At 72.1% G+C, this 26,700-nt stretch carries 18 protein-coding genes; 13 read left to right on the plus strand and 5 right to left on the minus strand.

The annotated features are described in order from the left end of the window. Window positions 1–248 precede the first annotated feature (248 nt). From ACQEVG_RS13040 to ACQEVG_RS13080, 9 genes are all read left to right on the plus strand, one after another. Window positions 249–641, plus strand: a complete 393-nt coding sequence (locus ACQEVG_RS13040; protein ID WP_432981727.1) for an ankyrin repeat domain-containing protein — start codon at window positions 249–251, stop codon at window positions 639–641. Window positions 642–886: 245 nt separating this feature from the next. Further along, the gene (locus tag ACQEVG_RS13045; RefSeq protein ID WP_432981730.1) at window positions 887–2,305 is read left to right on the plus strand and encodes a HEAT repeat domain-containing protein; all 1,419 of its coding nucleotides are present in this window, start codon (window positions 887–889) and stop codon (window positions 2,303–2,305) included. Window positions 2,306–2,423: 118 nt separating this feature from the next. Then, complete coding sequence (locus tag ACQEVG_RS13050) at window positions 2,424–3,554, plus strand: glycosyltransferase family 4 protein (RefSeq protein ID WP_432981733.1); 1,131 nt, start codon at window positions 2,424–2,426, stop codon at window positions 3,552–3,554. Continuing rightward, on the plus strand, window positions 3,551–4,711 hold the full coding sequence (locus ACQEVG_RS13055) for a glycosyltransferase (RefSeq protein ID WP_432981736.1): 1,161 nt from the start codon (window positions 3,551–3,553) through the stop codon (window positions 4,709–4,711). The genes ACQEVG_RS13050 and ACQEVG_RS13055 overlap by 4 nt, the downstream gene beginning before the upstream one ends. Window positions 4,712–4,848: 137 nt before the next feature. Next, entirely contained in the window at window positions 4,849–5,757 is a 909-nt protein-coding gene (locus tag ACQEVG_RS13060) for an SGNH/GDSL hydrolase family protein (protein ID WP_432985315.1), read from the plus strand. Beyond that, window positions 5,754–9,362, plus strand: a complete 3,609-nt coding sequence (locus tag ACQEVG_RS13065) for a hydantoinase B/oxoprolinase family protein (protein WP_432981739.1) — start codon at window positions 5,754–5,756, stop codon at window positions 9,360–9,362. Before ACQEVG_RS13060 ends, ACQEVG_RS13065 begins: the two co-directional genes overlap by 4 nt. A 141-nt stretch (window positions 9,363–9,503) precedes the next feature. After that, window positions 9,504–11,039, plus strand: a complete 1,536-nt coding sequence (locus ACQEVG_RS13070; RefSeq protein ID WP_432981742.1) for a hypothetical protein — start codon at window positions 9,504–9,506, stop codon at window positions 11,037–11,039. Between the two features lie 259 nt (window positions 11,040–11,298). Beyond that, window positions 11,299–12,198, plus strand: a complete 900-nt coding sequence (locus ACQEVG_RS13075) for a hypothetical protein (protein ID WP_432981745.1) — start codon at window positions 11,299–11,301, stop codon at window positions 12,196–12,198. Window positions 12,199–12,246: 48 nt separating this feature from the next. Continuing rightward, window positions 12,247–17,070: a hypothetical protein gene (locus ACQEVG_RS13080; RefSeq protein WP_432981748.1), complete on the plus strand. Its 4,824-nt coding sequence runs from the start codon at window positions 12,247–12,249 to the stop codon at window positions 17,068–17,070. Between the two features lie 149 nt (window positions 17,071–17,219). On the opposite strand, the gene ACQEVG_RS13085 is transcribed toward ACQEVG_RS13080, so the two are convergent. Further along, window positions 17,220–17,666: a hypothetical protein gene (locus ACQEVG_RS13085; protein WP_432981751.1), complete on the minus strand. Its 447-nt coding sequence runs from the start codon at window positions 17,664–17,666 to the stop codon at window positions 17,220–17,222. 409 nt (window positions 17,667–18,075) lie between these two features. Here ACQEVG_RS13085 and ACQEVG_RS13090 point away from each other — a divergent pair, with 409 nt between their 5' ends. The 4 genes from ACQEVG_RS13090 to ACQEVG_RS13105 are packed head-to-tail and all read left to right on the plus strand — an operon-like array spanning window position 18,076 to window position 22,335. After that, window positions 18,076–20,883: a sensor histidine kinase gene (locus tag ACQEVG_RS13090; RefSeq protein ID WP_432981754.1), complete on the plus strand. Its 2,808-nt coding sequence runs from the start codon at window positions 18,076–18,078 to the stop codon at window positions 20,881–20,883. Continuing rightward, entirely contained in the window at window positions 20,880–21,335 is a 456-nt protein-coding gene (locus ACQEVG_RS13095) for a roadblock/LC7 domain-containing protein (RefSeq protein WP_432981757.1), read from the plus strand. The genes ACQEVG_RS13090 and ACQEVG_RS13095 overlap by 4 nt, the downstream gene beginning before the upstream one ends. Window positions 21,336–21,344: 9 nt before the next feature. After that, window positions 21,345–21,749 carry a DUF742 domain-containing protein gene (locus ACQEVG_RS13100; RefSeq protein ID WP_432981760.1) on the plus strand — a complete coding sequence of 135 codons (405 nt, stop codon included), beginning with the start codon at window positions 21,345–21,347 and terminating at the stop codon, window positions 21,747–21,749. Beyond that, entirely contained in the window at window positions 21,730–22,335 is a 606-nt protein-coding gene (locus ACQEVG_RS13105; RefSeq protein WP_432981763.1) for a GTP-binding protein, read from the plus strand. Before ACQEVG_RS13100 ends, ACQEVG_RS13105 begins: the two co-directional genes overlap by 20 nt. Before the next feature lie 101 nt (window positions 22,336–22,436). Here ACQEVG_RS13105 and glpK read toward each other — a convergent pair whose 3' ends face one another. The 4 genes from glpK to ACQEVG_RS13125 form a co-directional block, all read right to left on the minus strand. Beyond that, window positions 22,437–23,948 carry a glycerol kinase GlpK gene (gene glpK, locus ACQEVG_RS13110; protein WP_432981766.1) on the minus strand — a complete coding sequence of 504 codons (1,512 nt, stop codon included), beginning with the start codon at window positions 23,946–23,948 and terminating at the stop codon, window positions 22,437–22,439. A gap of 30 nt (window positions 23,949–23,978) precedes the next feature. Continuing rightward, window positions 23,979–24,740, minus strand: a complete 762-nt coding sequence (locus ACQEVG_RS13115) for an MIP/aquaporin family protein (protein WP_432981769.1) — start codon at window positions 24,738–24,740, stop codon at window positions 23,979–23,981. 289 nt (window positions 24,741–25,029) lie between these two features. Then, window positions 25,030–26,220: a lipid-transfer protein gene (locus ACQEVG_RS13120; protein WP_432981772.1), complete on the minus strand. Its 1,191-nt coding sequence runs from the start codon at window positions 26,218–26,220 to the stop codon at window positions 25,030–25,032. After that, window positions 26,217–26,648 (minus strand): Zn-ribbon domain-containing OB-fold protein, encoded by a 432-nt coding sequence (locus tag ACQEVG_RS13125; RefSeq protein WP_432985318.1) that lies wholly within the window; start codon window positions 26,646–26,648, stop codon window positions 26,217–26,219. Before ACQEVG_RS13125 ends, ACQEVG_RS13120 begins: the two co-directional genes overlap by 4 nt. Window positions 26,649–26,700: the final 52 nt, after the last annotated feature.

Here is a 26,700-nt window from a genome sequence, read left to right on the forward strand (position 1 = left end):
TCTATGTGATAAAAGGTGCAAATGGGTGAACTTCCCGGTCTTTCACTGCACTGGAGGACGGCGCGTCCCCGTTCGGGGGGCACACTGCGCGGTTGCGCGGCACAGTGCCTCCCGCCCGCCGGGCTCGCGGTGATCCCTGCCGCGGGCGCGCCGCGTGATGGTGCCGCACGGGCAGTACCCTCGATTCACTCGTACGGCTGCTTTTGCCGTGCGCCCCAGGTCAACGCAGTGAAAGGCGGTCCCTCCCAATGGGCGAAGCTCCGGATCCCGAGGTGATCGAACTCGCGACCAAGGTTTTCGACCTGGCGCGGCAGGGAGAGACTGAGGCGCTCGCCGCGTACATCGACGCCGGTGTTCCCGCGAACCTCACCAACGACCGCGGCGACACCCTCGTCATGCTCGCCGCCTACCACGGGCACGCCCCGGCCGTGGAGGCGCTGCTCGCCCGCGGTGCGGAGCCGGACCGGGCCAACGACCGCGGCCAGACTCCGCTCGCCGGCGCCGTCTTCAAGGGCGAGGACGCCGTCATCCGCGTACTGCTGGCCGGCGGAGCCGACCCGGAAGCGGGCACACCGTCCGCGATGGATACCGCGCGGATGTTTGGGAAGACAGAGCTCTTGGAGCTGTTCGGCGGCCGTTGAGCGGTTGCTGAGAGGCCGCTGAGAAGGACGCCGTAAATGTGGTCGCGGTGGCGAAATGGGTGGGTCATCATGACGTCGAGCCCTATCTCGGACTTCATCCGGGAGTTCCCCTGGGGCCACCGACGAGAGGCAGAGGAAGATGGTCTACACCAAGCGGAAGACGACGGGCGGCCCTACATGTTGCTGCGCGGCCTAGGCATCTCCACTCCCCGGTTGCGTCGACAGCTTGATGTGAGGCTTTCCCCATGTTCGATCCAGTCATAGCGCCGAGCGGCACCCTGCTCGGCCTGCTGCAGAGGGGCCGCGGCGACGGCACGCTGCACGCGCTCGCCGCGCCCCGCGCCGAAGCGCTCGCCGCCCTCAACCACTGCGTACTGAACGACCCCCGTCACGACTGGCAGGTCGAGAACCGCTCCCTGTACTACGCACGCCTCTACCTGGATCTCCACGGCGGTCTCGAGGAGATCGAGCGGCACCTCTGCGACACCGACGACTGCCTCGACACCGACGAGGCCAGGACCGGCCTCTCGCTCGCGGTGCTCGGGCATCTCGCCTCCTACGGCAGGCAGGACGCCCTCGCGCTGCTGCGGCGGTACGCCGCGAGCGGCGCCAACTGGGCCTGGGCCCTCGACGAACTCGCCCTGCGCGACGACGACGGCGGCCTGCGGGCCCTCGCCGCGCCGGTCCTCGCCCGCTTCCCGGCCACCCCGGAGGGTGACGCCGAACTGGCCGTCGCCGTCCGCGACGCCTTCGAACCGCGGCCGTGGCGGCTGTGGGCGGAGGACCGGCGGGACGTGATCGGCGCCCGGGTGCGGGCGGCCCGGGAAGCAGGCTCCTTCGACCGCTGGCAGCGCCAGATGCGACCCACCGGGCCCCGCCCCGGCTGGAGCGTCCAGGCCGTCTTCGACTGGGCCGACCAGGGCATGGAGCGCGGCAGCGCCCTGCATGTGCCCGCGGCCCGCTGCCTGTCCGCGGTCGCGGGACCCGAGGACCGGCCCGCCATCGTCGAGGCCGCACGCGACGGCTCCGACGGCGCGCGCTGCGCCGCCCTGCACTATCTCGCCGAGTCGCGTGACCCCGTCGTCCTCGATCTGATCGAGGCCGCGGCGGCCGGCGGCTCCCGGGGCGTCGCCGACGCCGCTGTCTCCGCCTTCGAGCGGATGTGCGGCGAGGAGGCCGTCGACCGGGCCCGCGGCTGGGTCCACCGGCCCGATGCGCTCGGGGCGTCGGCGGCGGGTGTGCTCGCGTGCCGGGGCACCGCCGAGGACGCCAAGCTGGTCCTCGGCGCGCTGCGCGAGACCGTACGGGCAGAGGGCCCCGACGCGTCGCTGCTGTGGAGGCTCGTCGACGGGGCCGGACGGCTCGGCATCGGCTGCGCCGCACCCGTACTGCGCCATGTGTACCGGGAGACCACCTCCTCGCAGCTGCGCGGGCGCGCGGCCCGGGCGCTGGCGGCCACCGACGCCTCCTTCGCCACCGGATTCGCCGTCGAATGCCTGTGGGACTGCGAGGAGACCACCAGAGAGGTCGCCGCGCTGCACGCCGAGACCGGTGATGTGCGCGTCGCTGAGCGGCTGCGCCGACTGGCCGCGGATCCGGCCGAGGAGGCCGAGGTGCAGACCGCGGTACGGAGCAGAATCGGGCCGGACATGCCCGCCGTATGACATTCGGGACGTTGTACAGGGGTGTCACGGGGGCCCCGCCACAAACGCTCATGGGACGTTCCACAGGCGGAAAGATCCACGTTGGCGCAGCCACCCCGGACCAGACGACAACACGGGTATGCGAGTCGTCATCGTCACCGAATCCTTCCCGCCCGACGTCAATGGTGTGGCGCACTGCGCCCTGCAGACCGCCCGGCACCTCGCCGCGCGCGGTCATGACCCGCTCGTCATAGCCCCGGCGGTCGCCGGGGCCGCCGACGGCTCCGACCAGAGCGCGCCCTGCCCCGTGGTGCGCGTCCCCTCCCTGCCGCTGCCCGGATATCCCCAGGTACGGGTGGCTCTCCCCAGCCGCCGGGTGGCTGCCGCGATCGCCGCGCACCGAGCCGAGCTGGTGCACCTGGCCAGTCCGTTCGTGCTCGGTGTGCGCGGCATGGCCGCCGCGGCCAAGCTCGGCCTGCCGGCCCTCGCCGTCTACCAGACCGACCTGGCCGGATACGCCCGTACGTACGTCGGCGCGGGCGAGAACGCCGCCTGGCGGCGCATCCGCGCCGTGCACAGCGCCGCGGACCGTACGCTCGCCCCCTCCAGCGCCGCCCTGCGCGATCTGGAGGAGCACGGGGTCGAACGGGTGCGGCTCTGGCCGCGCGGCGTGGACACCGCGCGCTTCAGGCCCGAACTGCGGGACGAGGAACTGCGGCGTCAGCTCGCCCCCAATGGCGAGCTGATCGTCGGCTATGTGGGTCGGCTCGCCCCCGAGAAGCATGTCGAACTGCTCGCCGAAGCGTGCGCCACGCCCGGTGTACGGGTCGTGGTCGTCGGCGACGGGCCCAGCGAGACCTCGCTGCGCACCGTGCTGCCCGGGGCAGTCTTCCTCGGCCGCCGGACCGGCGACGAGCTGGCCCGGATCTTCGCCTCCTTGGACGTCTTCGCCCACACCGGTCCGTACGAGACGTTCTGTCAGACCGTGCAGGAAGCCATGGCCAGCGGGGTGCCGGTCATCGCGCCCGCCGCGGGCGGGCCGCTCGACCTGGTCGACCACGGGCGTACCGGGCTGCTCGTCGAGCCGCTGTCCGACGACGCGATGCGGACAGCCGTCGCCACGCTGGCGGCCGACCCGGAGCTGCGGGCCGCCTACGGCCGGGCAGGCCGGGCCGCGGTCGAGGGCCGGACCTGGGCCGTGATCGGGGACCTGCTCCTCGACCACTACGCCGAGGTGCTCGGTGCGCGTACCGCGGAGGTGGCTGCATGAGCGCGCTGCGGATCGTACGTCTTGCGAACTTCGTCACCCCGGCCTCCGGTGGCCTGCGCACGGCGCTGTGCGAGCTGGGCAGGGGGTATCTGGCCGCGGGCCACGAGCCTGTGCTGATCGCGCCCGGCGACGTGGAGAGCGACCGGCTCACGCCGCAGGGACGGGTGATCACTCTGCCGGGACCCGAGCTGCCCGGCACCGGCGGCTATCGCGTGCTGGCCGGCCGGCGGCGGCTGAGGGAGGTCCTGGAGATCCTCGAGCCCGACCGGCTGGAGGTCTCCGACCGCACCACGCTGCGGTGGACCGGTGAGTGGGCGCGGCGCCGGCGGATCCCGTCGGTGATGGTCTCGCACGAGACGGCGGACGGAGTGCTGCGCACGTGGGGCCTGTCCGAGTCGCTCGCGGGCCGGGCCGCGGACCGGCTCAACCGCCGTACGGCGTGGGCGTATTCGAGGATCGTCTGCACGACGGAGTGGGCGGAGCGGGAGTTCGTACGCATCGGGGCACGCAATGTGGTGCGCGCGCCGCTCGGCGTCGATCTGCGCCGGTGCCGGCCGGGACGCCGCAGCACCGTCCTGCGCGCGAAGTACGCCGCCGGGGCCGAGGTCCTGCTTCTGCTCTGCTCCCGGCTGTCGGTGGAGAAGCGCCCGGGCATGGCCCTGGACACCCTTGCCGAACTGCGCAGGCGCGGCGTGCGGGCGTCCCTGGTGGTCGCGGGCGACGGCCCGTTGCGGGCCGCGCTGACCCGCAGGGCCCGCGCGGAACGGCTGCCCGCGGTCTTCCTCGGCCATGTCGGCGACCGCGAAGCGGTGGCCGACCTTCAGGCATCGGCGGACCTGTGCCTGGCACCGGGGCCCGCGGAGACCTTCGGCCTCTCGGCCCTGGAGGCGCTGGCCTGCGGCACCCCGGTCGTGGCGAGCGCGTCGTCGGCACTTCCCGAGGTGGTGGGCGACGCCGGAGCGGCCGCCGTGGACACGCCGGAGGACTTCGCCGACGCGGTGGAGAAGCTGCTCGCCCGCCCGGAGCCCGACCGCCGCGCCGCGGCAAGGGCGCGGGCCGAACTCTTCGACTGGCCGCGATCGGTGGACGCGTTCCTGTCGGCCCACGACGCCCCGCCGGTGCGCGAACGGACCCAGGGAGCGGGGGTACGGGCGTGACGACCGGGACGGCGCCGGTGGACGACCCGGGCGACGCGGAGCCCGATGCGAAGGCGGCTCCTGGGCGTACGGGGGTGGTCCCCGACGGGGGACCACCGCCCCTCGGCGGGGGAACGGCCCTCGCCGAGGCGTGCGGGGTGGCGCGGTTCGCTGTCCGTGACGGTGATGCGGGTTCGTGGGATCCCTCCCGCGCGCCGCGCTTCGTCGCGCTCGGGGACTCCCTCACCGAAGGCGTCGGCGATCGCGTCGGTGACGGATGGCGCGGATGGGCCGCATTGCTCGCCGGGGGGATCGGGGGCGACGACGCGCCCGCCGAGTTCCTCAAACTCGCCGTCAGCGGTGCCCTCACCGAGGACGTCGCCGAGCGGCAGCTGCCCGGGGCGCTGGCCTTCGAACCCGACATCGCCTCCGTACTCGTCGGGGTCAACGACACCCTGCGCTGCACCTTCGACATCGAGGAGCTCACCCGGCGGCTCGACGACGTCTGCGCACAGCTCACGGCCCGCGGCACCGTACTGCTGACCGCCTGTCTGCCCGACCCCGGGGGCATGCTCGGGCTGCCCCTGCCGCTTGCCCGGCCCCTCGCCAGGCGGCAGCGGGCCGTCAACGCCGTCGTACACGCCCTGTCCGCCCGCTACGACGCTGTTCATCTGCACGCCGCGGACGCCGCCTGGGTCGCCGACCGTGCCATGTGGAGCGCCGACCGGCTGCACCCGGGGGAGCGGGGGCACCGGATGATCGCCCGGCGCTTCCATGAGCTGCTGGTCGAGCGTGGCCTCGCCCACGGGACCGCGCCCGGGTGCGAGCCCGAGCAGCCCGCGCCCACCCGCTCCGCGTCCCTGCTGTGGCTCGCCACCGCCGGCACCGGCTGGGTGGCGCGCCGCTGCACCGACCTGCTGCCGCAGCTGCTGCGGTTGGCGGGCGCCGAAGTGCGCCACTGGGCGCGCGGCACCAGCGCCCGGCTCGACCGCAGCGCCGAACACGCCCTTTCGGCGGCGCTCGCCGCGGTGTCCCTGGACGCTTCCCTTGCCAGAATGGGGGAATGAGCGGGCGCTGGGAGTTCTGGATCGACCGTGGCGGCACCTTCACCGACATCGTGGGCAAACGCCCCGACGGACGGCTCGTGAGCCGGAAACTGCTCTCGCACAACCCCGAGCGGTACCGGGACGCGGCCGTCGCCGGGATCCGGCTGCTGCTCGGCGTCGGCCCGGAGGAGCCCATCCCGGCCGAGCGGGTCGACAGCGTGAAGATGGGCACGACCGTCGCCACCAACGCGCTGCTGGAGCGCCGTGGTGAGCCGACCGTTCTCGTCATCACCGAGGGCTTCCGGGACGCCCTGCGCATCGCCTACCAGAACCGGCCCCGGCTCTTCGACCGCCGGATCGTGCTGCCGGAGGCGGTGTACGAGCGTGTCATCGAGGTACCCGAACGCCTCGACGCGCACGGCGAGACCGTCCGGCCGCTCGATCTGGCAGCCGTCACCGAGCAGTTGAAGGCCGCCCGCGCCGACGGCTTCCTCAGCGCCGCCGTCGTACTGCTGCACGGCTACCGCCACCCCGCTCACGAGAGCCGGATCGCGGAAGTCGCCCGTGACCTCGGGTTCACCCAGGTCAGCTGCTCCCACGAGGTCAGCCCGCTGATCAAACTCGTACCCCGCGGCGACACGACGGTCGTGGACGCCTACCTGTCACCGATTCTGAGGCGGTACGTCGAAGAGGTCGCCGCCGAACTCGAGGGCATCCGCCTGATGTTCATGCAGTCCAACGGCGGTCTGCGCGAAGCCGCCCACTTCCGCGGGAAGGACGCCGTGCTGTCGGGACCGGCCGGCGGCGTCGTCGGCATGGCCCGCACCTCCGAGCAGGCCGGCTTCGGCCGGGTCATCGGCTTCGACATGGGCGGCACTTCCACCGATGTGTCGCACTACGCGGGCGAGTTCGAGCGCGAGCTGGGCACGCAGGTCGCCGGCGTCCGCATGCGCGCGCCCATGATGAACATCCACACCGTCGCGGCCGGTGGCGGCTCCGTGCTCCACTTCGACGGCCGCCGCTACCGCGTCGGCCCCGACTCGGCGGGCGCCGTACCCGGGCCCGCCTGCTACCGCCGCGGCGGCCCCCTCACCGTCACCGACGCCAATGTGATGCTCGGCCGCATCCAGCCCGACCACTTCCCCGCGGTCTTCGGACCCGACGGCGACCAGCCCCTGGACGCCGAAACCGTCCGCGAGCGCTTCGCCGCGCTCGCCGAGGAGGTGCGCAAGGAGAGCGGCACCCAGCGCACCCCCGAGGAAGTCGCCGCCGGTTTCCTGGAGATCGCCGTCCTCAACATGGCGAACGCGGTCAAGAAGATCTCCGTACAGCGCGGCCACGACGTCACCCGCTACGCCCTCACCTCCTTCGGCGGCGCGGGCGGCCAGCACGCCTGCGCGGTCGCCGACGCCCTGGGCGTCAACACCGTGCTCGTGCCGCCGCTTGCCGGGGTGCTCTCCGCGTACGGCATCGGTCTCGCGGACGCGACCGCCATGCGCGAGCAGTCCGTGGAGGCGGAACTGGACGAGAGGGCGGTCACGCGCGTACACAAACTCTGCGACGAGCTCGCCGCCCGCACCCGCGCCGAACTGCGCGCCGACAACATCCCGGACGACGCGATCAGCACGCACGCGCGCGTGCTGCTTCGCTATGCGGGAACGGACGCGAGCCTGCCCGTGCAGCTGGACACCGTCACCGCCATGAAGGAGGAATTCGAGACGACCCACCGCGCGCGTTACGCGTTCACCATGGACAAGCCCCTTGTCATCGAGGCCGTCTCGGTCGAAGCCGTGGGTACCGCGGGTGAGGTGGGCGCGTACGTCGTCGACGAGATCGAGAGGGAGGGCGAGTTCGCTCCGCGCGCCATGGTGCGGATGTTCGTGGACGGCGAGCGGCGTGAGACGCCCCTGTACCGGCGCCGGGATCTGAGTCCCGGTGACGGCGTCGAAGGGCCCGCGATCATCGCCGAAGCCGATGCCACCACCGTCGTCGATCCCGGCTGGCGCGCCGCCGCCGACGAGAACGGGCAGTTGCTGCTGACGCGGGTACGCCCACGCCCCGGCAGGACCGCCGTCGGCACCGACGTCGACCCGGTCCTCCTGGAGGTCTTCACCAACCTCTTCATGGCCATCGCCGAGCAGATGGGCGTACGGCTGGCGAACACCGCCCACTCGGTCAACATCAAGGAACGGCTCGACTTCTCCTGTGCCCTGTTCGACGAACACGGCAACCTGATCGCCAACGCGCCCCATATCCCCGTACATCTCGGCTCCATGGGCGAGTCCATCAAAGAGGTGCTGCGCCGCAACCAGGACGGGAGCAGCATGCGACCGGGCGATGCGTACGCGATCAACGACCCCTACCACGGCGGCACGCATCTGCCCGATGTGACCGTCGTGACGCCCGTGTTCGAAGGGGACGAGCTGCGCTTTCTGGTGGCCTCGCGCGGGCACCACGCCGAGATCGGCGGCATCACCCCCGGCTCCATGCCCGCCTTCAGCAGGACCATCGACCAAGAGGGTGTGCTCTTCGACAACTGGCTGCTCGTGCGGGACGGGCAACTGCGCGAGGCCGAGACGCGGGAACTGCTGACCACCGCCGCCCATCCGTCCCGCGCGCCCGACACCAATCTGGCCGACCTGCGCGCCCAGATCGCCGCCAACGAGAAGGGCATCGCCGAACTGCGCCGCATGGTCGACGAGTTCGGGCTCGACGTGGTCCAGGCCTATATGCAGCATGTGCGGGACAACGCCGAGGAGTCGGTGCGCCGGATCGTCGCCGATCTCGGCGACGGCGAGTACCGCTACGAGACCGACAACGGCGCCGTCATCCAGGTGGCCCTGCGCGTGGACCGCGAGGCGCGCAGCGCCGTCATCGACTTCACCGGCACATCGCCGCAGCAGCCGGGGAACTTCAACGCCCCCACGTCCGTCGTGATGGCGGCGGTGCTGTACGTGTTCCGCACGCTGGTGACCGACGACATCCCCCTCAACAGCGGCAGCCTGGAGCCGCTGGAGGTGCGCGTGCCGGACGGCTCGATGCTCGCGCCCGCATACCCCGCGGCCACCGTCGCCGGCAATGTGGAGACCTCGCAGGCAGTCACCGGCGCGCTGTACGCCGCGCTCGGCGTCCAGGCCGAGGGCTCGGGCACGATGAACAATCTGACCTTCGGCAATGACCGTGTGCAGTACTACGAGACGGTGGCCAGTGGCTCCGGCGCTGGCGACGGCTTCGACGGCGCGGACGCCGTGCAGACCCATATGACCAACTCGCGCCTGACCGACCCCGAAGTGCTGGAGTGGCGCTATCCGGTGCGCGTGGACGCCTTCGCGGTACGGGATGGCAGCGGCGGCCGGGGACGCTGGAACGGCGGCTGCGGAGTGGTGCGCAGAATCCGCTTCCTGGAGCCGATGACGGTGGCGCTGCTCACCGGGCACCGCCGCGTGCCGCCGTACGGCATGGCGGGCGGGCAAACGGGCGCGCTCGGCCACAACCTCGTGGAGCGGGCCGACGGGAGTGTGGCGCAGCTGCACGGCGTGGACTCGGTGGACGTCGGCCCCGGGGACGTGCTGGTGATGAAGACCCCGGGCGGCGGCGGGTACGGCACTCGGGAGCCGGAGCCGTAGCCGCAGTGCGGCCCTGCGTCGACGGCGGGCCGGGCGCGGAACGGGGCGGCCGCGCTCGGGGCCGGTGGAACGCACCGTAGCCGGGCGGTCGCTTCTGCGCCGTTTCGACCGTTGTCAGTGGGAGGACCTAATCTGTGCAGCGTGACCTCGCCTGTCTCGACTGCCTCGACGGAATTCGTTCCGCACCAGCTCAGCGCGGGGCCGCGGCCCGCACAGGGCCCGGCCGCCGACGAAGGGCTCGCGCGGCGGCTGCGCGCGCTCGCGTGCACCGCCCCGCTGCACGACCTCGACACCCGCAAGGCGAACCTCGCGGGGGAGTACACGGTGTACGCGATGGCGGAGGTCGCCCTCGCGGCCATCGACCTCGTCACGCTCAACATGGACTTCGACACCGGTGCCGACCACGACCAGATAGTGGCGAGGCTGCTTCCGCGGGTTGCCGCCCAGGCCCCGCAGCGCCCGCTCGCCGAGCACGAGCGGGTCGCCCGCTGGGTCCTGGAGAACCTGATCAATGTGGGCAGCGTGGACCGCGGCTTCCGCGCGGTGTACGGCACATTCGGACCGGACGGCGTCTACACCCGCCGTGACTACGACTTCAAGCTGATCGAGGAAGTACCGGGCTACGGCGGAAGCGTCTATCTCCGTACGACGGACGAAGCGGTCAACGTCCTGGTGGGCGCGCTCGACACGGACGTCACCAGCGCACAGATCGCGGCCGAGGTGAAGCTGGAGGTCCTGATCAACCGGGGCCGGCTGGCCGACGCGCAGCTCGCGGCGGAACAGGCCAGGTACCGCACCGTGCAGTACGCGGAGACGCTGCGCAGGACGCTGGAGGCGACCAGGCGCAATGTCCGGGCCGTCGACTGGCTCAACGCGGTGCCCGACATGATCGCCGAGGCGCTCGACCATGTCGCCGACCGCTACCGCCATGAGAACGCCATCCTGACGAACATCCGCAAGGCACGCGACGAGGCGGAGGATCCCGAGCACAAGCGGCGCGCGGCCGAGCTCGTCGACATAGTCAAGGACTGCATCCGCCGCCACACACAGCTGCAGTCCCGCCTCCTCGAGGCGGGCCCACTCTTCCGCGCAGAACAGGACCGCCAAGCCTTCGCCGGACCGTCGGCGCGGACCGGGCTCGATCTGTACGGGCAGCTGGTCGCCCCGCTCCTGCCGCTCGCCGTGGAGGGCGCGATCCGTGTCACGGATGCGTTCTTCGCCCGCGGCACCGGGCTGCGCACGCCCGCGTCGGTACGGGTCGGGGACCTGGTCGAGATGCTGCTGACCCCGCCGGTGGAGCGCGAGCATCTGGGCGCGGAGATGCCCGAGCCCGATCTGATCGCCACGCCCGACGACAGCCGCTTCAGCGAGGAGCAGCTGGCGAGCGCGATGGAACTGCTCGACCTGGAACATGACGCGCCGCGCCGACTCTCGGGCCTGCTGGCCGAGGCCCGCCGACGCAACCCCGAACTGCCGTATCTGGTCGCCCTGCTGGCGATCCACGCGGCAAGTCCCCCGGTCGGCACGGCCTACCGCCAGGGCGAGGAGCGCCTCCTGTTCGCCGTCGACGACGGCACCGAACTGCACGACCCGGAATTCGGCGGCGCGGACCTGATCGTGGGCACGGCGCTGCTGGACGCGGCGGGCATGGCGGCGGCGCGCACGGAGGCGGCGTGAGCATCCCGCCGGGGCTCCGCCCCGTACCCCGGTCCTCAATCGCCGGACGGGCTGAAATTCAGCCCGTCCGGCGATTGAGGACACGACCGAAGGTTGTAATGGGGGTCCCCCCACGCCCGAAGGGCGTAGGGGGCGGGTCTGGGGGCTTGCCCCCAGTTACGGGAAGGGGCGGGGTAGGGGAGAGGCTCGCCGCAGGCGCCCGGCCCCGCCCCGCAGCCCACCCTCCCCTACCGAAGAAGTTCCGCAGCGAGGAGCACCAGTGACCGACCACCACGCCGGCCAGCACCCGTGGCGTGAGGTGGACGTCTCCGAGGCGTCGGTCCCGGCCACCCTCGCCCCCGTCACGCCCGCCGACGCCGCCGACGCCGCGCGCCTCGTCTCCTTCGGCCTGCAGCCCAAGCTGCTCCCCGCGCGCGACGCCGAGTACGCCGAACTGCTGCGCCGCTACCGCGAAGAACCCGCCTTTGCCCGGCTCGCCGACGCCGTCGCCACCGGCCTCGGGCTGGTCGTGCTCGAAGTCTCCCCGCGCGCGGGCATGGCCGTAACCGCCGGTGAGGACTCCGTCTTCGCCGTCCGGATGGGCGACTACGCCCGCCGCGCATCCGCCGACTCCGCGGACCGCTTCCTGCACGGCCTCGCCCATCTCGCTGTCGCCGCCATGGCGTTCCCCCGCCCCGAAGACCTCGCCGACGACGGATACATCGGCCGGATCACGGTCAACGGCGTCGACGCCTTCGTACGCCAGGCCTGCCGCCGCCTCGAAGAGCGTGCCGACGAGCAGGGCGAGAACACCGATCCGGCCACCGAGGCGCCCGGCCTGGAGGCCGCCTGGCGGATCTACGCACGGCGCAGCGCCACCGGCGCCACCAAGGACGCGCGCCGCCTCGCCGGATCCACCACTGGCATCATCGGCAAGGCCGTCGCCTTCCTCACCGACTCCGGCTTTCTCCAGCGGACCGGCGACGACGCCGGAGGCGCTTACCGCACCACCGCCCGCTACCAGTTGCAGGTGCGCGACATGGCCGGCAGCGCGGCCATGGCCGAGCTTCTGGAGCTCGGCGTCGTGCCGGTCAGCGACGGCACCGCCACCCTGGTGCCGCCGCCCGACGCCGACGACCTGGAACTGGCTGCCGACGCCGGCCTGCCCTTCCACGCCTGATCCCCCGTATCCGTCACCCACACCTGCCACTTACGAGAGTCCGCCGCCATGTACGAGCTGTCCCGGGTACGCCTCTACTCCATCGGGCCCGCCGGTGCGCGCTATGCCGACACCGTGCTGGACCTGCGCGGAGTCGGCGAGCCGGTGCCCCACCCCGCCCCCACCCAGGCGGAGTTCTTCGAGGAGGAGCCGGTCGGCCCGCCGCGCCGCCCCGCGCCCGCAGGCGTGCTCTTCCTGGAGAACGGTGGCGGCAAGTCCGTACTGCTGAAGCTGATCTTCTCGGTGATGCTCCCGGGCCATCGCAACACCCTCGGCGGCGCCAGCTCCGGCGTGCTGCGCAAGTTCCTGCTCGCCGACGACTGCGGCCATGTCGCCCTGGAGTGGCAGCACACGCTCACCGGCGAGCTGGTCGTGGTCGGCAAGGTCAGCGAGTGGCGCGGGCGCCAGGTGTCCAACGACCCGCGGAAGTTCGCCGAGGCCTGGTACTCCTTCCGGCCCGGCCCCGGGCTCAGCCTCGACTCGCTGCCCGTCGCCGAGTCCACGGCCGTCCGCCCGTCCGTCGAGGGCGCCTCGGGCGCGCAGGGCCGTCGCCGCACGATGAAGGGCTTCCGGGACGCCATCACCGAGGCGGGCAAGGCGTATCCGCACCTCGATGTGTACTGGGAGGAGATCCACGACCGCTGGAACGAGCACCTGGGCGACGTGGGCCTCGACCCCGAACTCTTCCGCTACCAGCGGGAGATGAACGCCGACGAGGGCGAGGCGGCAGGGCTCTTCGCGGTCAAGAAGGACTCCGACTTCACCGATCTGCTGCTGCGCGCCGTCACCGACACGCGCGACACGGACGGGCTCGCCGATCTCGTCGGCAGCTTCGGCAACAAGCTCGGCCGCCGCGCCGAACTGAGCGCCGAGCGCGACTTCACGGCCGGTTCGGTCGATCTGCTCGGCCGGATCGTGGAGGCGGCCGAGGCCCGGACCAGGGCGCGGGACATCCACGCGGGCGCGGAGCGCCGTACGCGTACGCTCGCGCGCCGTCTCTCGGCCCGCGCCGTCGAGGAGCGGGGGCGTACGGCCGAGCTCGCCCAGCAGGTCACCGCCGCCGCGCATACCGTGACCGAGGCCGAGCAGGCCCGCAGCCGCACCTCGCTGATCGCCGCGGAACTGGCCTACCGGCATGCCTCGTTGGCGCTGACCGTCGCGGAGAAGGGCGCGAGTGCCCAACGCCGCGAACTGACCGACGCGCGCACGCTGCACTCCGCCTGGCAGGCCGCGGAGGCGGTACTGCGCCACCGCGCCGCCGGGGACCGCTCCGCACGTGTCGCCGCGGCGATCCGCGAGGCCGAGCGGGACGCGGCCCCGGCCCTCGCCGCCCGCGCCAAGGCTGCCGCCGACCTGGTCCGCGCGCTGCACTCCGCGGCACAGGACGGCGAGCGGGTGGCCAATGAGGAGGAGGAGCGTTCCGCCGCCCTCCAGGAGGCGGGCGAGGCCGCTCACCGTGATGCGACGGCCGCGGCCACGGAGGCGCAGCGTGCCCGTAGCGAGATCGGTCATCTGCGGCAGCGGCTGAGCGAGGTCGAGCAGGAGACGGCCGAGGCGGTACGGGCGGGCTGGCTGGACGACACGGCGCCGGACGCCGACCCGGCGAGGGCCGCCCTGGCGGCGAGCGACGCGGAGAAGACGTCGGTCGCGGCATGGGACGCGGCCCGCGAGGCCGCGCGCGCGACGGCGGACCGGGCGAAGGACGCTGCCGCGGCGGAGGCTCGCGCGGAACTGGCGGCGGCCCGTGCGTCGGACGCGGCGCTGGCCGCGGAAACCGCGTACGAGGCGGAGCGCCGCGCGGCGGACTCGATCGCCCAGGACGAACGCCTGGCGGAACTGCTGAGCCTGCCGCCGGCGGCGCACGCGTCGGTGCCCTCGCCACGCCGGGGCGCGGGGACGGACGGCCTGTCGTCGGAGGACCATGCGCAGCAGCGCCCGACGGGCGAGGACGGCGCCGAGGCGGCCGATGCGTCGGACGGCAGCCTCGCAGGCGGCACGGCCGACGGGCGCGACGCCGTCGTCGCGAGCGGTCGAAAGGCTCGTACCGGCGAGGGGCAGGACTCCGCGCACGGTGGCCCACGGCCCGCCACCCCCCTCCGCACCGCTGAAGCGCCCCTCTCCGCCGAGGAGTTGGACCGGTACGCCGACGAGCTGCGCGAGTTGCTCGACCAGCACGTCGCCTCCGCCGAGCGTCAGCTGTTCGACCTGCGCACCGCCGCCGCCGACGACGCCCGCATCCTCGGAGCGCTCGGCGACGGTGGCCTCCTGCCGCCGGGGCCCGACGTCCTCGCGACCGTCGAGTATCTCGGTGAGCACGGCATCCCGGCCCTCCCCGGCTGGCGCTACCTCGCGCAGGCCGTCGACCCGGCCGACCACGCCGCCGTGCTGGCCGCGCGGCCCGAGCTCGTCGACGGTGTGGTGATCACCGATCCTGCCTCGCACGCCCGCGCACGCGACATCCTTGCCGGGGCCGCGCTGTTGCCCCGCTCCACCGTGGCCGTCGGCACGGCCGCCGCGCTGCTCGCGCCGGTGCCCGGCCCCGGCACGGGCGGCGCAGGCGACGGGGACGTGTTCCTCGTACCGCCGAACCCGGCCATGCACGACGAGCACGCCGCCGACGAGGAGCGGCACGCGCTGCGGGCCCGGGCCACCGCGCGGGACGAGGAGATCCGAACGCTCGCGGCCCGGCTCGCCGGGGACCGTTCGCTCGCCGCCCGCCTCGGCTCGTGGCGGGCGGACTGTCCGCCCGGCATGCTCGCCGAGCTCGCGCAGGGTGCGCAGGCCGCGCGCGAAGCCGCCGAAGAAGCACAGGCTGCGCTGGCCGAGGCCCGTACCGTGCGCGCCGAGGCGGACGAGGCCGCGGCCGACGCCGCGCGGGTCCGGGACGAGCGACAGGACGCGGCCCAGCGCGCCCGTCGGGCAGCCGACGCGCTCGCGGGCCTGGCCTTCCGGCTCCGCGAGCGCGCGGGCTGGCAGCTGAAGCTGCGTGAACTGGCCGACGACGCGGCCGAGTCCGAGGCCCGGGCCGCGACCTGCCTGGAGCGGGCAAAGGCCGCCGACGAGGACCGCCGGGCCGCCCAGCGCGCAGGCGACGACGCCCGCCGTACCGCCCGCGCACTGCGCGCCGAGCGTGCCGAGATCGCCGGTGCGCCCGAGACACTGCCCGAGGTTGACGTGAACGCGCCGCGTGCCGCGCTGCCCGCCCTGCGCGAGGCGTACCGGGCCGCGTCGCAGCTGTACGAGAAGGTGGGAGTCGGCGCGGACCTGCGGGCCGAGCAGGCCCGAGCCGAGAGCGACGAGAGCGCCGCCCTCGCCGAACTCGACCGGCTCACCAACAAGGTCCGAACCCGGGCCGCCCTGCTCCTGGAGGGCACCGACGGGGCCGACGGGCCGTCTCGCCAGGCGGCGGCCGCCCGCGCGGAGTCGCTCGTACAGATGCTGGAGTCGCGTGCTTCGGAGGCGAGCGAGAAGCTTGGCCGGCTCCGCGGCGAGGCGGAGCGGCTGGCCCCTGCGGACGGCGAGTCGCACACGGAGCTCCCCGAGGATCAGGTGCCGGCCAACGCCGAGCAGGCGCAGGCCCTGCTGCGTACGGCCACGACGGAACTGGCGTCGCGGACCGATGCTTTGGAGACCGCCCGGGCCGCCCACGCCGGGCTGCTCCAGGCGCACCGGGTTGCCGAGGACGCGGCAGGCGGCTTCGACGAGACCGCCGCGCTCCTGCGGGACCTGCTGCGGGAGCACCACGACGAGGAGGGGCCAAAAGCGCCCGAGCCCTACCCCGGCACGCTGGAGGAGGCGCGGCACTCGGCCGCCGAGGCCCGTCGCTCACTGCGCGGCTGCGCCACCGATCTGTCCGCCGCCGAGGCCGCCGTGCGGGAAGCGAGCGACATCCTCGTACGGCACGCCAACTCCAGCCGGTACGAGCAGGTGCGCACCCCCGCGCGCCAGCAGATCCGGGAGCTGCCCGCCGCGGCGCTGCCGGAGCACGCCGCGAAATGGGCGGAGGCCTTCGCCCCTCGGCTGCGGGTGCTGACCGATGAGCTGCAGCAGTTGGAGCGCAACCGCGACACGATCGTGGACCGGCTGCGTGGCCTGGTGGAGTCCGCGCTGACGACGTTGCGTTCGGCGCAGCGGCTGTCCCGGCTGCCCGAGGGGCTCGGCGAGTGGTCGGGGCAGGAGTTTCTGCGGATCCGCTTCGAGGAGCCGGACCAGACGACGCTCGCCGAGCGGCTCGGGGAGGTCATCGACGAGGCGACCCGGGCTGCCGTGAAGAAGAACTCCGCGGCGGCGTACGGGGAGGGTCGCCGGGACGGGATGTCCCTGCTGCTGCGCGGCGTTCAGGCGGCGCTGCAGCCGAAGGGCGTCGCGGTGGAGATCCTCAAGCCGGACGCGGTGCTGCGGGCGGAGCGGGTCCCGGTCGGGCAGATGGGCGACGTCTTCTCCGGCGGCCAGTTGCTCACCGCGGCGATCGCCCTGTACTGCACGATGGCCGCGCTCCGCAGCAACGACCGCGGCCGGGACAAGCACCAGCACGCCGGCACTCTCTTCCTCGACAATCCGATCGGCCGCGCCAACGCGACGTATCTGCTGGAGCTCCAGCGGGCGGTCTCGGATGCACTGGGCGTCCAACTGCTCTATACGACCGGCCTCTTCGACACTACGGCCCTCGCCGAATTTCCGCTGGTCATCCGTCTGCGCAATGACGCGGACCTGCGCGCGGGCCTGAAGTACATCAGCGTCGAGGAACACTTGCGGCCGGGTCTGCCGCAGCAGGACCCGACAGGCGAAACGGTCCACGGAGAAATCACCGCGACGCGCATGTTCAAGCGGTAGCCGCCGCCGGGGTACGGGTTTCGGGTGCGGGCGTCCGCGGTGCGGGTCTTGGGGCCCAGACCCGCACCCGCGGCCCCGTGCGCGCCGTAACCCGCGCCGCGGACCCCCCCGGCACCCGCAGGTCCGGGCGCCCGAGCAGGCCCAAGGTGTCAACCTGTCGCCGACAACCGCCTGCCCGGTTCCCTTCGCCGTATCCGCGCACTCTCACGTTCCGCGGCTCGCGCCGTCTTGCGCGCACTGCGGCGCTCCCGGCGCAGTTGCCGTGCCGTGCTGCTGGGCATGGACACCACGCCATTGCGCTGGTTCCACACCTGGCGGGTCACCCACACATCCAGCACCGCCCAAGTCGCCACCACCGTGCTGGCCACGCTGCTGAGCACCATCGGGAAGGCCAGCCACGACCCCGCCAGCGTGCACAGGAAGGCGATCATCGCCTGAATCATCGTCAGCGATGCGATGATCACCGCCCGCACGGCCGCCGTACGGACCGGATCGGCCATCCGCCGTCGCACGGCCGGCTCCTCCACCCAGAGCTGCCGCGGGACTTCCGCATAACCCGCCGCCTGCACCCTGCTGCGACGCTCGTCCGTGTCCATGGACCCTGTCACTCCCACCTCTGTCCGACTTCAGGGTGGCTGCCCGGAATCCGCTGCCTTACTCCGGCCGCTGCGGCCCCGCATCGAATGCGGCGAACCCCCGTTGCCCCTGCCGACGTACACAGCCCCCGTACACAAGGACGATTGACCGGGTCGGATGATTCCCGCGGATCGAAGAATTCCAGCCATCTAGGACGGTCCGAAAGATGATGCGCCGCCAGGTGCGCTCCGGGACTGCTGGGAATGCTATCTCCCCGAATACCAGGACAACCCATGATCAACACGGCTGTCGTCGGCCGAAAATAGTCCGGACGTGCCTTCGAGTTGTCAGTGTGACAGTAGTAGGCTCACGCCGTTTGTTGACGGAGGAACGCCACCCGCACCGGGCGGGTTTGAGCAGGGGGAGGCCATGCGCTTTCGCGGGAAGTCCATCCGCCGGAAGATCGTGGCGTTGTTGCTGGTGCCGCTTGTCTCCCTCACCGCCCTGTGGGGCTTCGCCACCGTACTGACCGGCCGGGAGGCGAACCAGCTTCTCGACGTCACTTCCGTTGGGGAAGAAGTCGGTTATCCGGTCGCGGACACCGTCGGCGTCATCCAGAAAGAACGCCGCCAGACACTCATCTACCTTGCGGACCGCCGCGCCTCGGACGCGCTGCCCAATCTGCGGCGCGAGCGCGAGGCGACCGACAAGGCCATCGCCAAGATCAAAACGAATATGGGGAAGTCCGGAGTCCGCGACGACATGCGCTCCGACACCACCCATGAACTCAACTCGCTTCTCGAAGCACTCGACGGTCTTGGCGCCCTGCGCCGCTCGGTGGAGACGGGCACCGTCTCCCGCACCCAGGCGCTGGAGTACTACAACCGGCTCGTCGACCCCTGCTACAGCTTCCTGCTGACGCTCCACGCACTCAACGACGTGGAAATGGAACGGCAGGGCCGAGCCCTCGTCGGCCTCGTCCGCGCCCTCGAAATGCTCTCCCGTGAGGACGCGTTGATCGCCTCCTCCCTCGTCACGCGCAATGTCACGGCGGCCGAGATCCGCGCTCTCTCCGACTTCATCGCCAAGCGTGAGCTGTACTACGAGACCAATCTCGAAGTCCTGCCCGCCGGCGAACGCGAGATCTACCGGCAGTACTGGCGCAGCCCCAAGACCGCGCCCCTGCGCAACGCCGAGGAACGCTTCATCACGGCAGGCCCGGTGGAGAAGACGGGCGCATCGGAGGCATCGCGCTGGCAGGCGGCCGCCACCCCCGTCATCGACGACCTCGACCGCGAGGCCAGGGACGCGGGCCTGCGCTACCAGGACCGCTTCAAGCCCGCCGCGTACAGCGTCTTCGTCAAGGCGGGAGTCGCCGGGGTGCTGGGCTTCCTCGCCCTCCTCGTCTCGGTGATCGTCTCCGTACGCATCGGCCGCGACCTCGTACGCGACCTCTCCCGGCTGCGCAAGGAGGCCCACGAGGTCTCCGGCGTACGGCTGCCCAGCGTGATGCGGCGGCTCGCCGCGGGTGAGCATGTCGACGTCGAGACCGAGGCGCCGCGCCTCGACTACGACTCGGACGAGATCGGCCAGGCGGGCCAGGCGCTCAACACCCTTCAGCGCGCCGCGGTCGAGGCAGCCGTAAGGCAGGCCGACATGCGGCGCGGAGTCTCCGAGGTCTTCGTCAACCTCGCCCGCCGCAACCAGGTGTTGCTGCACCGGCAGCTGACGCTCCTCGACACGATGGAGCGCCGCACGGAGGACACCGAGGAGCTCGCGGACCTGTTCCGCCTCGACCACCTCACCACCCGTATGCGGCGGCACGCCGAGGGCCTGGTGATCCTCTCCGGTGCCGCCCCGTCCCGCCAGTGGCGCAAGCCGATCCAGCTGATGGACGTCGTACGGGCCGCGGTCGCCGAGGTCGAGGACTACGAGCGCATCGAGGTGCGCAGGCTGCCGCGCATCGGCGTCGGCGGCCCGGCCGTCGCCGACCTCACCCACCTCATCGCCGAACTCCTCGAGAACGCCACGGTGTTCTCGCCCCCGCACACCGGTGTCCAGGTGCACGGCGAGCGGGTCGCCAACGGCTTCACCCTCGAAATTCACGACCGCGGTCTCGGCATGGCCCCCGAGGTGCTCCTCGATGCCAATCTGCGGCTCGCGGAGACCCCCGAGTTCGAGCTCTCGGACACCGACCGGCTCGGCCTGTTCGTCGTCAGCCGGCTCGCCCAGCGGCAGAACGTCCGCGTATCGCTGCAGCCTTCGCCGTACGGAGGGACCACGGCGGTCGTCTTCATACCGGCGGCCCTGCTCACCGAGGCTCCCGAGACCCAGGGCACCGGCTTCCGCCTCGACCGCAAGAGCGAGAGCGCTGCCGGACGGCGTGGCAGTGACGGCAAGCTCTCGGCCCTCGCCAAGGTGCCCACCGGTCTCGGCGGATCCGCACTGCTCGACGGGCCCGTCGAACTGGAGCCGCCCGTAGGTGCGTTGGGCTTCGACGAACGAGCGGTGCTCGGCGGCGTCGACTCCATGGCCGGGGGCGACGCGATCAGCGGGAACGGCTCCATCGGCGACATCGAGGACACCGAGAGCGAGCGTGGCGGAATCTTCCGGGCCAGGGCCCGCGACCGGCGGCGCCAGGTCCCGGACGAGCAGCACCAGCAGGCGTTGGACCAGATGCCCGAGCGGCTGCCGGGACCGGCGCAACTGCCCCGCCGCAAGCCGCCGACCCTGGTCACCGACCACGGTCGCAGGGTGGACGAACGCGGCCGTACCCACCCGGCTCCGGCTCCCGGGCCGGCCCACGCCGATGAGCCCACGCTCGCGCCCGCACCGGAGCCACGTCCGGAACCACGTGCCGAGCCGCGACGCCATGCGCCCTGGCCCGCACCGGCCCCGGCGGCCCCCGCGCCCGCGCCCGCGCCCGAGAAGGCCCCGTTGACCGATCAGGCACCACCCCCATCCGAACCTGCCCCGCTCGACGGCCTGCCCCGTCGAGTCCGCCAGGCCAGCCTCGCCCCCCAGCTCAGGGAGGACACCGCCGACGAGACGCCGGCCCCGGCCGCGGCGCAGGACATCGAGCGCGACGCGGAACAAGTACGCAACCGCATGGCTTCCATGCAACGAGGCTGGCAGCGCGGCCGCCGCCAGAACGCCGAAGAGGCCGCGACCACCGACCAGGCCGCCGGCCCCGGCGAGACCGCACCAGGAACGACTTTCGAGGGGGACGGTCGATGACCGCACCGCATGCCGCAGCACCGGGCGCCCTGGGCGCCACGCCGACCGCCAAGGCAGCCGGCGAGCTCAACTGGCTTCTCGACGAACTCGTCGACCGGGTGGCCACCATCCGCAAAGCACTGGTGCTCTCCGGCGACGGCCTCGCCACCGGCACCTCCCGTGACCTCACCCGCGAGGACGGCGAGCATCTCGCCGCCGTGGCCTCCGGATTCCACAGCCTCGCCAAGGGTGTCGGCCGCCACTTCGATGCAGGCCGGGTCCGCCAGACCGTGGTGGAGCTGGACGAGGCCTTTCTCTTCGTCACGGCGGCGGGCGACGGCAGCTGTCTGGCCGTCCTCGCCGACGCGGACTCCGACGTCGGCCTGGTGGCGTACGAGATGACGCTGATGGTCAAGCGGGTCGGAGTCCACCTCTCCACCGCGCCACGGACCGGTCAGACCGCCGGAGGGTGAGTGTGGGGCATGAGTGACTCGGCTCAGCACGCTCAGAGACAGCACCACTTCTTCGACGCCGACGCGGGCCCGGTGGTCCGTCCGTACGCGATGACCCGTGGCCGGACGAGCAGCGCGACCCGCCACCGCCTTGATCTGATCGCCCTGGTGGTGCCGGAGATCGCGGCCGACGACCCCGGCCGCGACCAGTCGCTCTCGCCGGAGCATGTGGAGATCGTCGAGCGGTGCGGCGACACCCCTCAGTCGATCGCCGAACTCGCGGCCACTCTGGACCTTCCGGTCGGAGTGGTGCGCGTCCTCGTCGGCGATCTCGTCGAGGACGCGCTGGTCCATGTAACCCGTCCCGTTCCGCCGGCCGAACTGCCGGACGTGAGCATTCTCCGCGAGGTGATCAATGGTCTTCGGGCGCTCTAGCCGCCGAAAGCCGCTTGTCGAGCCGGTGACCCTGAAGATCCTGGTCGCGGGCGGGTTCGGGGTCGGCAAGACGACCCTGGTGGGTGCGGTCAGCGAGATACGACCGCTGCGCACCGAGGAGGCGTTGAGTGAGGCGGGCCGGCCCGTCGACGACATCGAGGGCGTCGAGAGCAAGACGACCACCACGGTGGCCATGGACTTCGGGCGCATCACACTCCGCGAGGACCTGGTGCTCTATCTCTTCGGCACACCGGGGCAGGACCGCTTCTGGTTCCTCTGGGACGAGCTGGCGCAGGGGGCGCTGGGCGCGGTCGTGCTCGCGGACACCCGCCGTCTGGAGGACTCCTTCGCGGCCATCGACTACTTCGAGCGCCGTGCCATTCCGTTCACCGTCGCCGTCAACTGCTTCGAAGGCGCGGGCCGTTTCCCCGGTGAGACGGTACGGGCCGCCCTCGACCTGGACGCCGAGGTGCCGCTGCTGATGTGCGACGCGCGTGAGCGCGAGTCCGCCAAGGAGGTGCTGGTCGCGGTGGTGGAGCATGCGCTGGCCCGCGCCGACCGGCAGCGCGAGCACGCCACGACCTGACGCGGCGGACAGAGCAAGACACGGCCCGTACCCCCACCGACTGGGGTACGGGCCGTGAGCCTTCCGTCGTTGCAGGCTTTACGAGTCCGGGGGTTACGAGGTCACGCCCCGTCCTCCTCGTGCCAGCCGAAGCTCCGCTCCACCGCCTTGCGCCAGTTGTGGTACTCGCGCTCCCGGATCTGCGCCTCCATCCGCGGCGACCACTCCACATCGCGCCGCCAGTGCGCCTTGAGCTCGTCGAGGTCCGACCAGACGCCGGTGGCGAGCCCGGCCGCGTACGCGGCGCCCAGACATGTCGTCTCGGAGACCTTCGGCCGGATCACCGGCACCCCCAGCACATCCGCCTGATGCTGCATCAGCAGGTTGTTCGCCGTCATGCCACCGTCGACCTTGAGCGTGGTGATCTGTACCCCGGAGTCCTGGTACATCGCGTCGACGACCTCACGCGTCTGCCAGCTGGTGGCCTCCAGCACCGCGCGCGCCAGATGCCCCTTGGTGACGTACCGGGTCAGGCCGGTGATGACGCCGCGCGCGTCGGAGCGCCAGTACGGGGCGAAGAGCCCGGAGAAGGCGGGCACGATGTACGCCCCGCCGTTGTCGTCCACGCTCGCCGCCAGCGTCTCGATCTCGTCGGCGCTGCGGATGATGCCCAACTGGTCCCGGAACCACTGCACCAGCGCGCCGGTGATCGCGATCGACCCCTCCAGGCAGTACACCGGGTTCTCGTCACCGATCTTGTAGCCCAGGGTGGTGATCAGCCCGCTCTTGGACGGCACGGGCCGATTGCCGGTGTTCAGGAGGAGGAAGCTGCCGGTGCCGTACGTGTTCTTGGCCGTGCCCGTGTCGTAGCAGGCCTGTCCGAAGATCGCGGCCTGCTGGTCGCCGAGCGCCGAGGCCACCGGCACACCCGCGAGCTGGCCGACCGCCGTCCCGTACACCTCCGCCGACGACCTGATCTCCGGGAGCACTGCCTGCGGGACGTTCATCGCGGAGAGGATCGCCGGATCCCACTCGAGGGTCTGGAGATTCATCAGCATGGTGCGCGACGCGTTGGTCACATCGGTGACATGGACCCCGCCCTCCGTGCCGCCGGTGAGGTTCCAGATCAGCCAGGAGTCGATGGTACCGAAGGCGATCTCGCCGCGCTCGGCACGGCTGCGCAGTCCGGGCACATTGTCCAGCAGCCAGGCCGCCTTGGGGCCGGAGAAGTAGCTGGCGAGCGGCAGCCCGGTCGCGTCGCGGAAACGGTCCTGCCCGTCCGTGCCCCCCAGCTCGTTGCAGAGCGCGGAGGTACGGGTGTCCTGCCAGACGATCGCGTTGTGCACCGGCTTGCCGGTCGACCGGTCCCAAAGAACCGTCGTCTCCCGCTGGTTGGTGATGCCGAGCGCGCTGAGCTGGTCGGCGCGCAGCCCCGCCTTGGCGATCGCACCCGCCACCACCGCCTGCACCTTGGACCAGATCTCGGTGGCGTCGTGCTCCACCCAGCCCGGCTTGGGGAAGATCTGACGGTGCTCACGCTGGTCGACGGCGACGATCGCGCCGTCCTGGTTGAAGATGATGCAGCGGCTGGACGTGGTGCCCTGGTCGATTGCGGCGACGAACTTGTCCGTCATGACGTCCCCTTGTCAATGAGGCCGGAAGGCCTAGAAGGCTGCGTTGAAGATGAGACCGGCCAGCAGCCCGCCGATCACGGGTCCGGCCACCGGCACCCAGGCGTAACCCCAGTCGGAGGTGCCCTTGTTGGGGATCGGCAGCAGCGCGTGGGTGATGCGTGGTCCCAGGTCACGAGCCGGGTTGATGGCGTAACCCGTCGGTCCGCCGAGCGACAGACCGATGCCCACGACCAGCAGCGACACCAGCAGGATGGAGATGCCCGAGCCGTAGATCCCGGCGTTCTGCCCGGGGATCTGGCCGATGCCGATGCCGTCGTTCTTGCCGAAGGCGAGAATCGGCAGCACCAGGCCGACCGTAGCGATGATCTCGGTGATCAGGTTGGCCACGGGATTACGGATCTCCGGACCGGTCGAGAAGATCCCGAGCGTGGGCTGCGCGTTCGCCGTGTCCGCATTGGCGCGGAACTGCGCGAAGTAGACGAGATAGGCCAGTACGGCGCCCAGGATCGCGCCGACCATCTGCGCCAGGATGTAGAGCGGGACCTTGCTCCACTCCCCGGTGTCGACGGCGACGCCCAGTGTCACGGCCGGATTGAGATGCCCGCCCGACAGCGGTGCGGCGGTGTACGCGCCCGCCAGCACGCCGAAGCCCCAGCCGAAGGCGATGACGACCCAGCCCGCGGCCTTTGCCTTGGAGTGATGGAGCGTGACGGCGGCACAGACGCCCGCGCCGAAGAGGATGAGTATCGCGGTGCCGATGACCTCACCTACGAAAATGTCTCCGTTGCTCATGGCGGCTCCTAGGCCCTCGCCCGGGGCCCGGCCCCGGTACTCAGTGCAGGGTGCTTGCTCCATGGCATGCCATGGCTACGGAGCCGGAGGCAGCGGAGTCCGCGCCCTGCCCGGTGTCCGTGACGAGCATGGTGAGCGTGCCGAAGTGTGCGGCGATGCCGACGAAGAGGCAGTGTTCACCGGCCGTGATGGGTCGTCAAGGTCGTTGACATCAAGTGCAGTTCACGGCCGATGCGTTTGACACGCTAGCGGGGAACGTAAGGCAGCGGGAGTACGCCTCGAAGGTTCTTCAGCGAATGGCCACGATCGCCGAACCATGGCCGAAAAGCCCCTGGTTCGCGGTGATTCCGGTGCGGGCACCCGGCACCTGGCGCTCTCCCGCGGTGCCGCGCAACTGCCAGGTCAGCTCGCAGACCTGGGCGAGGGCCTGTGCGGGCACGGCCTCGCCGAAGGAGGCGAGGCCGCCGCTGACGTTCACCGGGATGCGGCCGCCGAGCGCGGTGGCGCCCTCGCGCACCAGCTTGGCGCCCTCGCCGGTCCCGCACAGGCCGATGTCCTCGTACCACTCGAGCTCGAGCGCGGTGGAGAGGTCGTACACCTCGGCGAGCGAGAGGTCCTCGGGGCCGAGACCGGCCTCCTCGTACGCGGCCCGGGCGATGGAGGCCCGGAAGGAGTCCGGTGACGGCGCCACGACGGCTGCCGAGTCGGTCGCGATGTCGGGGAGGTCGAGTACGGCCTTCGGGTACGTCGGTGTGACGGTGGAGACCGCGCGGATACGGACCGGGGCGGCGGCCCCGCGCCGGCGCGCGAAGTCCATGCTCGACAGCAGCAGTGCGGCCGCGCCGTCGGACGTCGCGCAGATGTCGAGCAGCCGCAGCGGATCGGCGACGACCGCGGAGGCGGCGACGTCCTCGGCCGAGACCCTTGTGCGGTAACGGGCGTTGGGGTTGAGCGCACCGGCCGCCGCGTTCTTCACCTTGACCAGCGCGAAGTCCTCGGGGGAGTCGCCGTACAGGGCCATGCGGCGGCGGGCGTAGAGCCCGAAGTAGGCGGGGTTGGTCGCGCCGAACAGCCGGAAGCGCAGCCAGTCGGGATCGTCGGGCCGCTCGCCTCCGGCCGGTGCGAAGAAGCCCTTGGGCGCCGAATCCGCGCCGACCACCAGGACGACGTCGGCCAGGCCGGCCAGGATCTGCGCGCGTGCGGTGCTGATCGCCTGCGCTCCTGAGGCGCAGGCCGCGTAGACGCTGGTGACGCGTGCCCCCTGCCAGCCCAGTGCCTGTGCGAAGGTCGCCCCCGCCACATACCCCGGATAGCCGCAGCGCACGGTGTCCGCGCCGACCACCGACTGCACCTGCCGCCAGTCGATTCCCGCGTCGGCGAGCGCGGCTCTGGCCGCCGCCGTCCCGTACTGGACGAAACTGCGGCCCCATTTGCCCCAGGGGTGCATTCCGGCCCCGAGGACCGCCACGTCGCCGGTCATGAGGCCACCCCCACGGGCCGCCAGTGCCAGGTCGTCCAGACGGCGTCCGGGTCCTCGTTCAGTACGCCCGGGACGACCTCGACCTCCATCCCGACCGCGAGACCGGCGACCGTCAGGCCGGGCACGGCCTGCCCGAGTACCACCATGCGCTCGGCCTCGAGCTCGACGGCGAGGAGCGTGTACGGCTCCCACTCGGCGGCCGGATCGGAGACGTACGGCGCGGGCGGACGGTAGCGCCCGTCCGTGTACGACCACACCCGTCCCCGCTTGGACAGGGGCAGCTCCACCAGCTCCCCGCCACCGCACGCCGGGTTGCGGCAGAAGGAGTCCTCGCGCGGGAAGAAGACGGACGAACAGGCCGTACAGCGGGTGCCGAGCAGCCGGAAGTCCTCCTCACCGCCGTCCTGTGTGAACCATCCGGCCACCACGGGCCGCTGCGGCGTGCGCGTCAAGGTCCCTCCCCGGCACAGTGATCTGACG

This window comes from Streptomyces sp. CA-135486 (assembly GCF_050936555.1).
Lineage (GTDB): Bacteria > Actinomycetota > Actinomycetes > Streptomycetales > Streptomycetaceae > Streptomyces.

Coding starts and splice junctions, on each gene's coding strand:
- ACQEVG_RS13050 (WP_432981733.1), top strand. CDS start 2,424: ATGCGAGTCGTCATCGTCACCGAATCCTTCCCGCCCGACGTCAATGGT.
- ACQEVG_RS13040 (WP_432981727.1), top strand. CDS start 249: ATGGGCGAAGCTCCGGATCCCGAGGTGATCGAACTCGCGACCAAGGTT.
- ACQEVG_RS13065 (WP_432981739.1), top strand. CDS start 5,754: ATGAGCGGGCGCTGGGAGTTCTGGATCGACCGTGGCGGCACCTTCACC.
- glpK (WP_432981766.1), bottom strand. CDS start 23,948: ATGACGGACAAGTTCGTCGCCGCAATCGACCAGGGCACCACGTCCAGC.
- ACQEVG_RS13115 (WP_432981769.1), bottom strand. CDS start 24,740: ATGAGCAACGGAGACATTTTCGTAGGTGAGGTCATCGGCACCGCGATA.
- ACQEVG_RS13085 (WP_432981751.1), bottom strand. CDS start 17,666: ATGGACACGGACGAGCGTCGCAGCAGGGTGCAGGCGGCGGGTTATGCG.
- ACQEVG_RS13045 (WP_432981730.1), top strand. CDS start 887: ATGTTCGATCCAGTCATAGCGCCGAGCGGCACCCTGCTCGGCCTGCTG.
- ACQEVG_RS13120 (WP_432981772.1), bottom strand. CDS start 26,220: ATGACCGGCGACGTGGCGGTCCTCGGGGCCGGAATGCACCCCTGGGGC.
- ACQEVG_RS13105 (WP_432981763.1), top strand. CDS start 21,730: ATGGTCTTCGGGCGCTCTAGCCGCCGAAAGCCGCTTGTCGAGCCGGTG.
- ACQEVG_RS13055 (WP_432981736.1), top strand. CDS start 3,551: ATGAGCGCGCTGCGGATCGTACGTCTTGCGAACTTCGTCACCCCGGCC.
- ACQEVG_RS13080 (WP_432981748.1), top strand. CDS start 12,247: ATGTACGAGCTGTCCCGGGTACGCCTCTACTCCATCGGGCCCGCCGGT.
- ACQEVG_RS13090 (WP_432981754.1), top strand. CDS start 18,076: ATGCGCTTTCGCGGGAAGTCCATCCGCCGGAAGATCGTGGCGTTGTTG.
- ACQEVG_RS13095 (WP_432981757.1), top strand. CDS start 20,880: ATGACCGCACCGCATGCCGCAGCACCGGGCGCCCTGGGCGCCACGCCG.
- ACQEVG_RS13100 (WP_432981760.1), top strand. CDS start 21,345: ATGAGTGACTCGGCTCAGCACGCTCAGAGACAGCACCACTTCTTCGAC.